Annotated in this window: 10 protein-coding genes and 1 pseudogene; 6 read left to right on the top strand and 5 right to left on the bottom strand. The window is 70.1% G+C overall.

The genetic code is table 11. The features are described 5' to 3' along the window. Nucleotides 1-7: 7 nt before the first annotated feature. The 4 genes and pseudogenes from ACFYS8_RS12455 to ACFYS8_RS12470 form a co-directional block, all read right to left on the bottom strand. The gene (locus ACFYS8_RS12455) at nt 8-946 is read right to left on the bottom strand and encodes a Yip1 family protein (protein ID WP_387639575.1); all 939 of its coding nucleotides are present in this window, start codon (nt 944-946) and stop codon (nt 8-10) included. 237 nt (nt 947-1,183) lie between these two features. Then, nucleotides 1,184-2,257: pseudogene (locus tag ACFYS8_RS12460) on the bottom strand (sugar phosphate nucleotidyltransferase); the annotation flags it as partial. Nucleotides 2,258-2,479: 222 nt separating this feature from the next. Beyond that, nucleotides 2,480-3,562 (bottom strand): LamG domain-containing protein, encoded by a 1,083-nt coding sequence (locus ACFYS8_RS12465; protein ID WP_387639577.1) that lies wholly within the window; start codon nt 3,560-3,562, stop codon nt 2,480-2,482. Nucleotides 3,563-3,651: 89 nt separating this feature from the next. Beyond that, nucleotides 3,652-5,865, bottom strand: coding sequence for a (Fe-S)-binding protein (locus tag ACFYS8_RS12470; protein WP_387639580.1), 2,214 nt, complete (start codon nt 5,863-5,865; stop codon nt 3,652-3,654). A 324-nt stretch (nt 5,866-6,189) separates the two neighbouring features. Between ACFYS8_RS12470 and dnaK the strand changes: the two genes are divergently transcribed. The 6 genes from dnaK (at nt 6,190) to ACFYS8_RS12500 (ending at nt 12,844) form a co-directional block, all read left to right on the top strand. Next, on the top strand, nt 6,190-8,037 hold the full coding sequence (gene dnaK, locus ACFYS8_RS12475; protein ID WP_387639582.1) for a molecular chaperone DnaK: 1,848 nt from the start codon (nt 6,190-6,192) through the stop codon (nt 8,035-8,037). Continuing rightward, nucleotides 8,034-8,624 carry a nucleotide exchange factor GrpE gene (gene grpE, locus ACFYS8_RS12480; RefSeq protein ID WP_387639585.1) on the top strand — a complete coding sequence of 197 codons (591 nt, stop codon included), beginning with the start codon at nt 8,034-8,036 and terminating at the stop codon, nt 8,622-8,624. The genes dnaK and grpE overlap by 4 nt, the downstream gene beginning before the upstream one ends. Nucleotides 8,625-8,760: 136 nt before the next feature. Then, a complete protein-coding gene (gene dnaJ / locus ACFYS8_RS12485) occupies nt 8,761-9,912 on the top strand; it encodes a molecular chaperone DnaJ (RefSeq protein ID WP_387639588.1) in 1,152 nt (383 codons plus the stop codon). A 7-nt stretch (nt 9,913-9,919) separates the two neighbouring features. Then, complete coding sequence (locus tag ACFYS8_RS12490; protein WP_387639590.1) at nt 9,920-10,438, top strand: heat shock protein transcriptional repressor HspR; 519 nt, start codon at nt 9,920-9,922, stop codon at nt 10,436-10,438. A 207-nt stretch (nt 10,439-10,645) separates the two neighbouring features. Beyond that, nucleotides 10,646-11,653 (top strand): helix-turn-helix domain-containing protein, encoded by a 1,008-nt coding sequence (locus tag ACFYS8_RS12495; RefSeq protein WP_387639593.1) that lies wholly within the window; start codon nt 10,646-10,648, stop codon nt 11,651-11,653. 579 nt (nt 11,654-12,232) lie between these two features. Continuing rightward, nucleotides 12,233-12,844, top strand: coding sequence for a hypothetical protein (locus ACFYS8_RS12500; protein ID WP_387639596.1), 612 nt, complete (start codon nt 12,233-12,235; stop codon nt 12,842-12,844). A gap of 7 nt (nt 12,845-12,851) precedes the next feature. Here the strand turns inward: ACFYS8_RS12500 and ACFYS8_RS12505 are convergent, their stop codons facing one another. After that, nucleotides 12,852-13,838, bottom strand: a complete 987-nt coding sequence (locus ACFYS8_RS12505) for a LuxR C-terminal-related transcriptional regulator (protein ID WP_387639599.1) — start codon at nt 13,836-13,838, stop codon at nt 12,852-12,854. Nucleotides 13,839-13,854: the final 16 nt, after the last annotated feature.

The raw sequence follows: 13,854 nt of genomic DNA on the forward strand, positions 1-13,854 counted from the left end.
ACGGGCCTCAGCCCAGCGTGGGCAGCTTGATCAGCACCAGCAGCGCGATCAGCTGCACCGCCGCCGCACCGGCCGCCTTGCCCCAGGGCAGGTCGTGGATCCGCCGCACCATGATGGTCAGCAGCGCCGCGCAGCCCACCCAGGTCGCCCAGCCGACCGCCTGCACCACCACGTTGCCGGCGGGCAGGAACAGCGTCAGCAGCAGCCGCGGGACGTCGGTGGTCCAGCTGACCAGCACGGCCAGGCCGACCGTCGACTGCCATGGCCCGTCGCCGCCGAACTGCCGGGCCAGCACGTAGGTGACGGCGCTGAGGATGCCGCCGGCCAGGGTGAAGCCGATCGCGGCGGCGGCGATCGCGGACAGCGCGACCCCGAAGGTGGACCGCACCACCTCGTCGTAGGTGCTGTCGAGGCCGAACACCGCGAGCACGCCGTACAGCAGCGAGACGGACAGCGCGGGCAGCCACACCTGGTGGTCGCGCATCCGGTCGAAGGTGGCGCTCGGGCGGCGGTAGATCCCGGCGAGCAGCTCCCGCCAGGCCAGCCGGGGCCCGCCGAGGTGCGGCGCGGCCTGCCCGCCGGCCCGGTAGACGGCGACGTTGTCCTCGACCGGGTAGCCGCCCTGCTGGTCGTACTGCTGCTGGTACCCGTCCGCGTACGGCTGCTCGCCGTACTGCCCGCCGTACTGCCCGCCGTACTGGTCGTACGAGCCCTGGTGGGCCCCGTCGTCGTACGGCTGCTCGCCGATCGCGAAGGCCCTGGTGTGACCGGGCTGGTCGCCGGGGTGCGCGGGCGGGGCGGGGTAGCCGGGGGTCGGGGCGGTGAAGTACTCGGGGACGCCGGTGGGCGCGCCGCGGTACGGGTCACCCTGCGGGGTGCCCGGTTGGGGTGCCGTCCAGCGCCGGGGGTCGACTCCCCGTCCGTCGTCGTGTCGATTGCCAGCCACGGCACGACGGTACCCGCAACGGCCGACCCCTGGCCGGGTGATCATGAAGGTACGACCGGATTGCAGCCGTCCTGTGACGCGGCCGCGCGGGCCCGGAAACGGCGCACGGCCGCGCCGTCGGCGGTGAAGCCGAGGGCGCGGCCGTGCGGGGGCCGTTGGAGGTCAGCCGATGACGCGGCTGCCGGGCGCGTGCACCGCGGCGGCGTTGCTCAGTCCGGCCTCGCAGCCGCCGGGGCCGGCGGAGCGGCGCACGGCGCCGACCGGCAGGCGGGTGCCGCAGGCGATCCGCAGGCCGTTGGAGAGCTCGTTCTCGGCCTCCAGGACGGCGCCGTCGCCGATCACCACGCCGTCCAGCGAGCAGCTCTCACCGATCTCGGCGAAGGCGCCGACGATGGAGTCCTTGACGTACGCGCCGGCCTTGATCCGGGCGCCCTGGAGCACCACGCTGCCCTCGACGATGGCGCCGGCGGCGATCTCGGCGTCCGCGGAGACCACGGTGCCGGAGCTGAGCACGGCGGCCGGGTCGACGTGCGAGCCGGGCAGCAGCAGGGCCTCGCCGGTCGCGCCGGGGACGGCCGGGGAGTCGACCTTGCCGAGCACCAGGTCGGCGGAGCCGCGGACGAACGCGGCGGGGGTGCCGAGGTCCAGCCAGTACGAGGTGTCGACGACGCCGCGCAGCAGGGCGCCGGTGGCGAGCAGCTCGGGGAAGGTCTCGCGCTCGACGGAGACCTCGCGGCCGGTCGGGATGCGGTCGATCACCGAGCGGGTGAAGACGTAGCAGCCGGCGTTGATCTGGTCGGTGACGATCTGCTCGGGCGTCTCGGGCTTCTCCAGGAAGGCGAGCACCCGGCCGTTCTCGTCGGTCGGGACCAGACCGAAGGCGCGCGGGTCGGCCACCCGGGTGAGGTGCAGGGTGACGTCGGCACCGGAGGCGGTGTGCTCGTCGCGCAGCGCGGCGATGTCCAGGCCGGACAGGATGTCGCCGTTGAAGATCAGCACCGGCTCGTCGGCGCCGCAGGTCAGGCCGGCCGCGGCGTTGCGGATGGCGCCGCCGGTGCCCAGCGGCTCGTCCTCGGTGAGGTAGACCAGTTCGAGGCCGTAGGGGCTGCCGTCCTTGAAGTGGTCGACGAAGACGTCGGCCAGGTACGAGGTGGCGAGCACGACGCGGGTGACGCCGGCGGCGGCGGCACGGGCCAGCTGGTGGGCGATGAACGGGACACCGGCCACGGGCAGCATGGGCTTCGGCGTGTGCGTGGTCAACGGGCGCAGCCGGGTGCCCTTACCGCCGACCAACATGATCGCCTCGGTCATGTCCTATCTCCCCTGGTCAGATTCCGGCGGCCCGGCTCGACAGGGTCCGGTGCGCTCGCTCGGTGACTGTGTCGGGCCGGCACAAGGCGGCCTCCGACGGAACCGGCTATTTCCCGGCCCCGCCGCATACTCTATTTGCTCGAACAGCGTGTCAAACCCACTCCCCCTGTCGGGCAGGTGTGCGGACGCCGGGGCAGACCCGGGACAGCCGCCGGGTCCGGGCTAGGGCAGCAGCCAGGAACGTTTGGCGGCCGTTCCCGCATCGGTGCCGCCGGACCCGTTCAACCGGGCGACGGCGGTGGCGGGCAGCGCCTGGTCCCAGACCTGCACGTCGGAGATGGCGCCGTCCCAGAAGTCGCTCCAGGTGTTCTTGTAGCGCACCCGGCCGAGCTGGAGTCCGCCGGTGGTCTGCCAGACGCCCTGGACGGCGGTGGTCTGCTGGAGCACCCCGTTGACGTACAGGGTGATCTTCTTGCTGCCCGCGTCGTAGATGCCGGTGAGCAGCGTCCACTGGCCGGTGGTGGCGGCTCCGGCGGCGGTGGAGAAGGCCTGGTAGGTGGTGTTGTCCTGGGCTCCGGCGGCGGTCTGCACCTTGAACACCCACTGGTTGTGGGTGCCCCAGTCGTCGCGGCCCAGGTAGAAGGAGTAGTAGCTGTCGTTGCCCTGGGTGACCACGGCCCGGCCGCCGGCCGGGGCGTTGTTGCGCACCATCGCCGAGACGGTGAAGGACCGGGAGGTGTCGATCACCGGGCTGCCGCTGTCCGCCCAGCCGTCGGTGTTGCCGTGCAGGGTCAGGGTGGGCCCGTTGTGGCCGGCGGTGCTGCCGATCGCGGTGCCGCCGCCGAGGGTCATGCCGGGCAGCGTCGCCGCGGGGCCGTTCGGTTTTCCGCCGGCACTGCCGCTGGGCTTGGCGCTGTTGCCGGCGGACGCCGAGCCCGAGGGCTGCGCGGAGCCGGACGCCGAGGGCGAGGCGGAGGCGGAGGCGGAATCGGACGGGCCGGGGCTGGGGGCGGTGGTGGGCGCGTCGGTGGGGCCGTCGGGCTGGATGGTGACGGCGGGCGCGGACGAGGTCTTGGGTTCGTCGGACGGCCCGGACATCGCGACGGCGGTGGCGACGACGCCGCCGATCAGGACCACGCCGAGCGCTCCGGCGCCGATCCGCAGCCGCAGCCGGCGACGGCGGTGCTCGTTCTCGTTGGCCTCGGCGAGCGCCGCCCAGTCCGGAGCCGCGCTGGTCACCGTCGGCAGGTGGTAGGGCCCGCCACCGGAGCCGCCGGGCCCCGGTATTCCCCCGTCAGCAGTCATGCGGCAGATGCTAGGTCATCGGCGATCGCCGAAAACGCCCGGACCCCGGAGCCGCGAGGGGCGTCCGGGGTCCGGGGAGTGAGGCGGTGTCAGGCCTCGACGGGCTCGGCGTCCGCGGTGGGCAGGGCCTTGACCGACTCCAGCAGCAGCTGGGCGACGTCCACGACCTTCAGGTGCTCCTTGGCGGCGCCCTCGTTCTTCTTGCCGTTGACCGAGTCGGAGAGCATCACCAGGCAGAACGGGCAGGCGGTGGAGACGATGTCCGGGTTGAGGGACAGCGCCTCGTCCACGCGCTCGGTGTTGATCCGCTTGCCGATGCGCTCCTCCATCCACATCCGCGCGCCGCCGGCGCCGCAGCAGAAGCCGCGCTCCTTGTGGCGGTGCATCTCCTCGTTGCGCAGGCCGGGCACCTTGCCGATGATCTCGCGCGGCGGGGTGTAGACCTTGTTGTGCCGGCCGAGGTAGCACGGGTCGTGGTAGGTGATCAGGCCTTCCACCGGGTTGACCGGCAGCAGCTTGCCCTCGTCGATCAGGTGCTGCAGCAGCTGGGTGTGGTGGATGACCTCGAAGTGCCCGCCGAGCTGCGGGTACTCGTTGGCGATGGTGTTGAAGCAGTGCGGGCAGGTGGCGACGATCCGCTTGGTCGGCGCGTCCTCCAGCGCGGCGTTCAGGGTCTCGACGTTCTGCGCGCCGAGCATCTGGAACAGGAACTCGTTGCCGAGGCGGCGCGGGGAGTCACCGGTGCAGGTCTCCTCCTTGCCGAGGATCGCGAACTTGACGCCCGCGGTGTGCAGCAGCTCGGCGAAGGCCTTGGTGGTCTTCTTCGCCCGGTCCTCCAGGGCGCCGGCGCAGCCGACCCAGTACAGGTACTCGACCTCGGCGGGGTCGATGTCCTCACCGATCACCGGCACCTCGATGCCGGTCTCCTTCTTGAGCTCCTTGACCCAGTCCAGGCGCGCCTTGGTGGCCAGGCCCCACGGGTTGCCCTTGTTCTCCAGGTTCTTGAGCATCGTCCCGGCCTCGGTCGGGAAGCTGCTCTCGATCATCACCTGGTAGCGGCGCATGTCGACGATGTGGTCGATGTGCTCGATGTCGACCGGGCACTGCTCGACGCAGGCGCCGCAGGTGGTGCAGGACCACAGCACGTCCGGGTCGATGACGCCGCCCTCTTCGGCGGTGCCGATCAGCGGGCGCTCGGCCTCGGCGAGGGCCTCGGCGGAGACTCCGGCCAGCTGCTCGCTGGAGGCCTTCTCCTCACCTTCCATGTCCTTGCCGCCACCGGCCAGCAGGTACGGGGCCTTGGCGAAGGCGTGCTCGCGCAGGCTCATGATCAGCAGCTTGGGCGACAGCGGCTTGCCGGTGTTCCAGGCGGGGCACTGCGACTGGCAGCGGCCGCACTCGGTGCAGGTGGAGAAGTCGAGGATGCCCTTCCAGGAGAAGTGCTCGACCTGCGAGACGCCGAACACCGCGTCGTCGGCCGGGTCCTCGAAGTCGATCGGGGCGCCGTTGCTGGTCATCGGGCGCAGGGCGCCCAGCGCGGTGCCGCCGTCCTCCTCGCGCTTGAAGTAGATGTTGAAGAAGCCCAGGAAGCGGTGCCAGGCGACACCCATCGACGGGTTGATGCCGATGGTGGTGGCCCACGCGAACGAGATGACGATCTTCAGCATCGCGAACAGGTAGATCAGGTTGACCAGGGTGCCGTGGGCGGTGCCCTCGAACGCGGCGACGATCGGGTACGAGATCAGGTACGTCGGGTCGTAGGAGGTGACGCCTTCGAGGGCGCCCTCCAGGCCGCGCAGCATCATGATGCAGATGCCGATGCCGAGGATCGTGTACTCGACGTAGAACGCCTGCCAGGCGATCGAGCCGGCGAACCGGGACTTGCGGCCGGACCGGGACGGCAGGCTGAGCAGCCGGATCACGATCAGGACGGCGATACCCAGGGTGGTCAGCGTGCCGATCAGCTCGACGAAGATGTTCCAGACCAGCCAGTGGCCGATGATCGGCAGCGTGAAGTCGGCGTCGAAGAGCTGACCGAAGGCGTTGACCAGGGTGAGGATCAGCGAGAAGAAGCCGACCGCGACGAACCAGTGGGCGACGCCGACCACGCCCCACTTGTTCATCCGGGTGTGGCCGAGGAACTCCTTGGCCACGGTGGCCACGCGCTGGGCGGGCTGCCCGAATCGGGTGCTGTCGGCGGAGCCGGTGCGCACCACCTTGTAGATGTACAGCGCCGCCCGGGCGGCGAGCGCGGTGCCGATCACGAAGGTGACCAGCGAGATGACGATCGCTGCTAGCTGCATCGGCTCTCCGTCTTCAGCGGCTTCTGGTCCGGGTTCTCCCCAGCTTCCCAAGTCTTCCCAAGAGTGTACTGGTCGGTAACTTTGAGGGTAGACGCGCCGGACATTACCGCGCGTTAACACCCGTCCAGAAGATGTTCAAGGTATGGCGGCAGTCACTATGCCCAGACTCACCCGTCCGGAGCACCTCCAAGTCCTGGTCGGAGAGCCTCGCGACATAAGCGCTCAGTAAAGTTGAGCCACGTCAACTCAAAGCTGTTGACGGTTCGGGCGACCTCGTGCATAGTTGAGCCTGTACTGCTCAACTTCTCCCCGGAGGTATTCACGATGGCACGCGCGGTCGGCATCGACCTCGGTACGACGAACTCCGTCGTCAGTGTTCTTGAGGGCGGTGAGCCCACGGTCATCACCAACGCCGAGGGTGCTCGGACCACGCCGTCCGTCGTCGCCTTCGCCAAGAACGGCGAGGTGCTCGTCGGCGAGGTCGCCAAGCGCCAGGCGGTCACCAACGTCGACCGGACCATCCGTTCGGTCAAGCGCCACATGGGCACCGACTGGAAGATCGGCATCGACGGCAAGGACTTCACGCCGCAGCAGATCTCCGCTTTCGTCCTGCAGAAGCTCAAGCGGGACGCCGAGGCCTACCTGGGCGAGACGGTCACCGACGCCGTCATCACCGTCCCGGCGTACTTCAACGACTCCGAGCGCCAGGCCACCAAGGAGGCCGGCGAGATCGCGGGCCTGAACGTCCTGCGCATCGTCAACGAGCCGACCGCCGCCGCCCTGGCCTACGGCCTGGACAAGGACGACCAGACCATCCTGGTCTTCGACCTCGGTGGTGGCACCTTCGACGTGTCGCTGCTGGAGATCGGCGACGGCGTGGTCGAGGTCAAGGCCACCAACGGTGACAACCACCTCGGTGGTGACGACTGGGACCAGCGCGTCGTCGACCACCTGGTGAAGGTCTTCCAGTCCGGTCACGGCGTCGACCTGTCCAAGGACAAGATGGCCGTCCAGCGTCTGCGCGAGGCTGCCGAGAAGGCCAAGATCGAGCTGTCCTCCTCCTCGGAGACCTCGATCAACCTGCCCTACATCACGGCCTCCGCCGAGGGCCCGCTGCACCTGGACGAGAAGCTCACCCGCTCGCAGTTCCAGCAGCTGACCGCCGACCTGCTGGACCGCTGCAAGGTCCCGTTCCACAACGTCATCAAGGACGCCGGCATCGCGCTGTCCGAGATCGACCACGTGGTCCTGGTCGGTGGCTCGACCCGTATGCCGGCCGTCGCCGAGCTCGTCAAGGAGCTGACCGGCGGCAAGGACGCCAACAAGGGCGTCAACCCGGACGAGGTCGTCGCCATCGGCGCCTCCCTGCAGGCCGGTGTGCTGAAGGGCGAGGTCAAGGACGTCCTGCTGCTCGACGTCACCCCGCTGTCCCTGGGCATTGAGACCAAGGGCGGCATCATGACGAAGCTGATCGAGCGCAACACCACGATCCCGACCAAGCGCTCCGAGATCTTCACCACCGCCGAGGACAACCAGCCCTCCGTGCAGATCCAGGTCTACCAGGGCGAGCGCGAGATCGCGGCGTACAACAAGAAGCTCGGTATGTTCGAGCTGACCGGCCTGCCGCCGGCCCCCCGCGGCCTGCCGCAGATCGAGGTCACCTTCGACATCGACGCCAACGGCATCATGCACGTGGCCGCGAAGGACCTCGGCACCGGCAAGGAGCAGAAGATGACCGTCACCGGCGGCTCCTCGCTGCCGAAGGACGAGGTCAACCGCATGCGCGAGGAAGCCGAGCGCTACGCGGAGGAGGACCACAAGCGCCGCGAGGCCGTGGAGACCCGCAACCAGGGCGAGCAGCTCGTCTACTCGACCGAGAAGTTCATCGCGGACAACGCCGACAAGCTCCCGGCCGACGTCAAGACCGAGGTCGAGACGGCGATCACCGAGCTCAAGGAAGCCCTCAAGGGCGAGGACATCGCGGCCATCCGCACCGCCACCGAGAAGGTCTCCACCACTGCCCAGAAGCTCGGCGCGGCGCTGTACGCGCAGGCCGACGGCGCGGGTGCGGCCACCGGTGCGGCCGGGGCCGGCGAGGCCGGCGCCAAGGACGACGACGTGGTCGACGCCGAGATCGTCGACGACGAGAAGCCCAAGGGCGGTGCGGCATGACGGAGAAGCCGCAGGGCGAGCAGCCCGGCGACGACTCCGCCGCCGAGGAAGCCGTGCTGAAGGCCGCCGAAGAGGCTGTCGCGGGTGCGGGTGCCGACGAGCTGGCCGCCGCCAAGCGCGAGGCCGGCGAGCGTACCGCCGACCTGCAGCGTCTCCAGGCGGAGTACCAGAACTACCGCAAGCGGGTCGAGCGCGACCGGGCCACCGTCCGGGAGATCGCGGTCTCCAACATCGTGGAATCGCTGATCCCGGTGCTGGACGACATCGGCCGGGCCCGCGAGCACGGCGAGGTGACGGGTGGCTTCAAGTCCGTCGCCGAGTCGCTGGAGACGGTCGTCGCCAAGCTCGGGCTGCAGCAGTTCGGCAAGGAGGGCGAGCCCTTCGACCCGACCATCCACGAGGCGCTGATGCACAGCTACTCGTCGGACGTCACGGAGGACACCTGCGTGCAGATCCTCCAGCCCGGGTACCGGATCGGCGAGCGGATCATCCGCCCGGCGATGGTCGCGGTCGCGGAGCCCCAGCCGGGCACCCAGACCACCGGCGAACCGGACGAGGACAAGGCTGACGGTTCGTCCGACAGCTGAGTAGAGTCCCTGTGCGCTGCGGAGTCGTACGTCGTCCAGTACGGCGGCCGGCTCCGCAGCGCCGTATCGGGGCTCTTCCCAACAACACGCTTCACCAACAGACTTACGGGATTACGGGAGGTGGCGGTCAAAGGCCATGAGCGCTAAGGACTACGTGGAGAAGGACTACTACAAGGTCCTCGGCGTGCCCAAGGACGCCACCGCCGCCGAGATCAAGAAGACGTACCGCAAGTTGGCCCGGGAGTTCCACCCGGACGCCAACAAGGGCGATGCCAAGGCCGAGGAACGGTTCAAGGACATCTCCGAGGCGTACGACGTGCTCTCCGACGAGAAGCGCCGCAAGGAGTACGACGAGGCGCGCTCGCTGTTCGCCGGCGGCGGTTTCCGGCCGGGCGGCGCGGGTGGCGCCGGCGGCGGCTTCGACTTCGGCGACCTGTTCAACGGCGGCACCGCCGGCGGCAGCGGCGGACTCGGCGACGTGTTCGGCGGCCTGTTCAACCGCGGCGGCCGGCAGACCGCCCAGCCGCGGCGCGGCGCGGACGTCGAGACCGAGGTCACCCTGAACTTCGAGGAGGCCGTGGACGGCGCGACGGTGCCGCTGCGGATGACCTCCCAGGCGGCCTGCCGGGCCTGCGCCGGCACCGGTGCCAAGACCGGCACCACCCCCCGGGTCTGCCCGACCTGCGTCGGCGCGGGCACCGTCAGCCGGGGCCAGGGCGCGTTCGCGCTCTCCGAGCCGTGCCGGGACTGCAAGGGCCGCGGCATGATCGTCGACGACCCGTGCACCGTCTGCCACGGCAGTGGCCGGGCCTCCTCGGCCCGCACCATGCAGGTCCGGATCCCGGCCGGCGTGCAGGACAGCCAGCGGATCCGACTCAAGGGCAAGGGCGCCCAGGGCGAGCGCGGCGGCCAGCCCGGCGACCTGTACGTCACCGTGCACGTCGACCCGCACCCGGTGTTCGGGCGCAAGGGTGACAACCTCACCGTGACGGTGCCGGTCAGCTTCCCCGAAGCCGCACTCGGCGGCACCATCGAGGTGCCGACCCTGAACGGACCGGCCGTGAAGCTCAAGCTGCCCCCGGGCAGCGCCAACGGTCTGACCATGCGGGCCCGCGGCAAGGGCGCCACCCGCAAGGACGGCACCCGGGGAGACCTGCTGGTCACCGTCGAGGTCGCCGTACCCAAGATCGTCAGCGGCGACGCACTGAGCGCACTGGAGCAGTACCGCGAGGCCACCGCCTCGGACGACCCGCGAGCCGCCCTGTTCAAGGCGGCGGAGGGAGCGTGAGATCCCGATGAGCCCCCATCCCGACAGCCCGCGCGGCGCCGAGGCCCGGATCGGCGCCGGCATCGGCGAGGGCCTGCCCGGCGCCGGCCGCCGCCCCGCCGGTCCGCCGACGTACGTCCTCACCGAGGACACCCCGGTCTACGTGATCTCGGTCGCCGCCGAGCTCTCCGGCCTGCACCCGCAGACCCTGCGCCAGTACGACCGGCTCGGCCTGGTCTGCCCGGACCGCACCGCCGGGCGCGGCCGGCGCTACTCCGCGCGTGACATCCAGCAGCTGCGCGAGGTCCAGCGCCTCTCCCAGGACGAGGGCATCAACCTGGCCGGCATCAAGCGGATCATCGAACTGGAGAACCAGGTCGCCGCCCTGCAGTCCCGGGTCTCCGAACTGGTCGACGCCCTGGAGGGCGCCGCCGCCACCCTGCAGCAGCGCGAGGCCGCCGTGCACGCCTCCTACCGCCGTGACCTGGTGCCCTACCAGCAGGTCACGCAGTCCAGCGCCCTGGTGGTCTGGCGCCCCAAGCGCTGACCGGCCCGACCACGAACCGTCGACATTCCTGCCCACCGGGGGGTGTCGGCGGTTTCGGTGTGCTGCCAGAGTCTTGGGAGAGGACGTGCTTCCGGCTCCGCTCCGATCCGGTAATTCGGCGGAACCGAGCGCCCTTCGCTCTATGATGCGGGCCGGAAGACGCTCCCGAACTGCCGGAAGCCCCAGCTCAGGCAAGGAGTCATGGACATGAGTACTGAGCAGAGGAGCAGTGCCGTCACCCCGGCCCTGTCCCCGGAGGCCAGGTCCCTCTACGTCCGCGCCGTACAGACCGGAGGCAGGCTGACCGAGCGCGATGCCGGCAGCCTGTCACCCGGTCAAATCGCCGGCCCCTTGCAGGAGTTGCTGGCCATCGGCCTGCTTCAGGCGGAGGTGGGACCGTCCGGCACCTACGCCGTGAAGGATCCCCAACAACTGGCGGAATCGCTGACGCTGGAGCTCCAGCAGGAAGCCGGCGAAATACTCCGGCGCTCGGTCTCGATCCACCACACCCTGCAGGACCTGAACCGGGAATACCAGAGCTACATCAGCCGCCCGGAGGCCGGCGGTTCCATCGCATATGTCCAGGGCCGCGGGAACATCAACCAACGGCTGGCGACGCTGATGGCCAACGGTGCGAAGGAAATGCTCACCGCGCAACCCGGCGGCGGCCGCGGCGAGGACGCGCTGAAAATCGCGATCGCCCGTGACCTGAAATTCGTGGAACGCGGCGGCACGATCCGTACGATCTACCAGCCCAGCGCCCGCTATTCGAACCCGACGGTCAGTTACGTCCAGGCGGTCACCCAGGAAGGGTGCCAGGTCAGAACGCTCGACGAAGCCTTCGCCAAACTCATCGTCATCGATCGCCAGGTCGCGGTCGTCACCGTGGGGGACGAGGAGAACCGCGATCGCGCGGCGTTCATCCGGGACGACTCGGTCATCGACTACATCGTCGGGGTGTTCAACAGCCAATGGGAACGGGCAATTCCGTTCACCGGCGACCACGGAATTCCACCCCTGGTGGTCACCCGAATGCGTCGGCAGATCGTGCGAATGATGCTGGAAGGGATCGCCCATCGCACCATTGCCAGGCGGCTGGGCCTCAGCGAAAGGACGCTGGCCCGGCACATCGCCGAAATGCGCGAGGAATACGGGGTCGACACGCTGTTCCAACTCGGCTGGAAACTCGCGCAAACGGAGGGGCCGACGGCTTGATGCCGGCGGCCCCTCCGTCCTGCGCTTCAGGGCTCTACCAGTGGCTGTCGAGGGAGGCCACCTGGGTTTCGGTGGTCTGGGACGCAAACCAGTGAGAGTCCGCGCTCGCCGGGGCGGCCCCGAGGAACACGGCCATGCCCAGGAGGAGCGCCGAGATCAGGATACGGCGGGCCTTCAGCACAAAATCACCCCTTTCGGACAAATTCATCGCGAGCACCGTTCACCGAACGGCGCCCGCATCAATTGGCACCCATATGATTACTCATCAACTGCCTCGCCGTCACCTACCGGGTGCGGCAGCACCGCCCGGGCCGTGAAATGTGCATGTCGGCACTAAGAAGTCCGGATGATGGATAGAGGTGTCATCTGTCCGCCAGGCAGCCAGATGCCACCATGCGCCAGTGGACTCCCTGACACCCGGCGATGGACGATCAGCTAGTCGTAACCAAAGCGGCATGATCTGCGAGTTCCACGTCGGTCCGCTCGACCCCGAAGTGCGGCAATCTTCGGGCCCGCACCGCTTCCACCGGACAGGGCCTTCCGGACCGAGCCGGCCGAATCACCACACCCGGAGTCGACATGACTGAGCCCCACCTGCAGTACCAGGCCTCCGAGGGGCGACGCGCACGGGTCTTCCTCGCCGCGCCCCTGATGCGGCTGACCGGGCCTGCGGACAGCGTGGTGACGCTGGCCAGCCGGACCAGACTGACCACGCTGCGGAGCACGCTGCTTCGCAGTGGAGCCGCGGTGTACAGCGCCCACCACAGCGACGCGTGGACGGTGGCCGGGAAGGCGCCGGAGCAGCGGGTCCCCTCGGACTTCCGGGCGATGCAGAGCGCGGACCTGGTGTTCGCGTACGTCGGCGCCCCGCTGTCGGCCGGGGTCAGCCTGGAGCTGGGCTGGGCGTCGGCGCTGCGCAAGCCGATCGTGATGCTGGTGGACGAGGCGATCACCCACAACCCGCTGATCGCCACCATCGAGCAGGTCTCCCCCGTGCTGCCGCTGGTCTTCGACGACACCTGGTCGCAGGAGGCGCTGCACCACACCGTGGAGACCGCGCTGGACTGGGCCGGCATGGCGCTCTCGCTGCGCAGCGGCTTCTGGACCGCGCCCGGCGAGCAGTTCCCGCGTCCGCGCCGTGAGCACGCCGCCCCGTACGGCTTCTGGTCCCCGGAGATCGCCACCGGCTGATGCCCGGTCAGGCCGGTGGCGCGGCCGGGCCCTCGGCCGCGCGCATCTGCCACCCCAGCTGGAACAGCGTCTCCGCGTCGTGCAGTTCGCGCAGCCGGGAGATGTGGCCCGCCACGGTCCGTTCGGAGAGGCCGAGGCGGGAGGCGATCGAACGCTGCGTCAGGCCCTGGGCGAGCAGCCGGCCGACCTGTTCGTGGACCGGAACGACGCTCTCGCCCTCGCGGTCGGCCGAATGCCAGCGGACCCGTTCGGCCCGATCCCAGTCCCGTTCGAAGGCGGCGACCAGGAACGAGACCACCGCCGGGTCCTCGACCAGCGCGGCGCTGGAGTTGTCCGCCGACGCCGGGACGACGGCGATCCGGCGGTCGAAGACGGTCATCCGGCTGAACGGCTCGCTCAGCGTCCGGAACCTGCCGCCCCATCCGGTGACGGCCTCCGCCCAGCGCACCGTCCCCTCGTCGAGCAGCGCGGCCGGCTCGTAGACCGTGTGCAGCACGGCCCCGCCGGTCAGGAAGCCGCGGGCCCGCTCCAGGGAGTCGGCCTGGAGGTCGCCCGCGGGCGCCCCGCCGGGCTGCAGGGCGAGCACCTCCTCCTCGGCCTCGTTCTCCAACTGCCGTACCCGCTCCCGGATCCGGTCGCTCCGGCCGACGTGATGCACCACGCTGGAGCGGTCCGCGCGGCGCGGGGTGGCGTCGTAGGCGTGGGTGAGGTCCTCCAGCAGGACGGGCATCTCCTCGGCGCGCAGCAGCATCCGGGTGCCCTCGGCGCGGAGTTCGGCGCTGATCCGGTCGCCGACCACCCGCGGGTTGACCGCCGTCAGCGACTGGCCGACCGCGTCGTGCACCAGCAGTCCGAGTTCCAGCAGCCGCAGCACCCCCGCCGAGTCCTGTTCGACCGCCTCGCGGAAGGCCACCCGGCCGCCCTGGTCGAGGATCTGCTGGTACAGCTGCCGCTCGGGCCCGGTCGGCAGGGCGGCTCCGTTCGACTCGCTCACAGGTCCCACTCCTTCC

The organism is Kitasatospora sp. NPDC004615 (assembly GCF_042873545.1).
Taxonomy (GTDB): domain Bacteria; phylum Actinomycetota; class Actinomycetes; order Streptomycetales; family Streptomycetaceae; genus Kitasatospora.

Excerpts from the sequence above, each read along its gene's own strand:
- ACFYS8_RS12465 (WP_387639577.1), bottom strand. The coding sequence starts at position 3,562 with ATGACTGCTGACGGGGGAATACCGGGGCCCGGCGGCTCCGGTGGCGGG.
- ACFYS8_RS12470 (WP_387639580.1), bottom strand. The coding sequence starts at position 5,865 with ATGCAGCTAGCAGCGATCGTCATCTCGCTGGTCACCTTCGTGATCGGC.
- dnaK (WP_387639582.1), top strand. The coding sequence starts at position 6,190 with ATGGCACGCGCGGTCGGCATCGACCTCGGTACGACGAACTCCGTCGTC.
- grpE (WP_387639585.1), top strand. The coding sequence starts at position 8,034 with ATGACGGAGAAGCCGCAGGGCGAGCAGCCCGGCGACGACTCCGCCGCC.
- dnaJ (WP_387639588.1), top strand. The coding sequence starts at position 8,761 with ATGAGCGCTAAGGACTACGTGGAGAAGGACTACTACAAGGTCCTCGGC.
- ACFYS8_RS12490 (WP_387639590.1), top strand. The coding sequence starts at position 9,920 with ATGAGCCCCCATCCCGACAGCCCGCGCGGCGCCGAGGCCCGGATCGGC.
- ACFYS8_RS12495 (WP_387639593.1), top strand. The coding sequence starts at position 10,646 with ATGAGTACTGAGCAGAGGAGCAGTGCCGTCACCCCGGCCCTGTCCCCG.
- ACFYS8_RS12500 (WP_387639596.1), top strand. The coding sequence starts at position 12,233 with ATGACTGAGCCCCACCTGCAGTACCAGGCCTCCGAGGGGCGACGCGCA.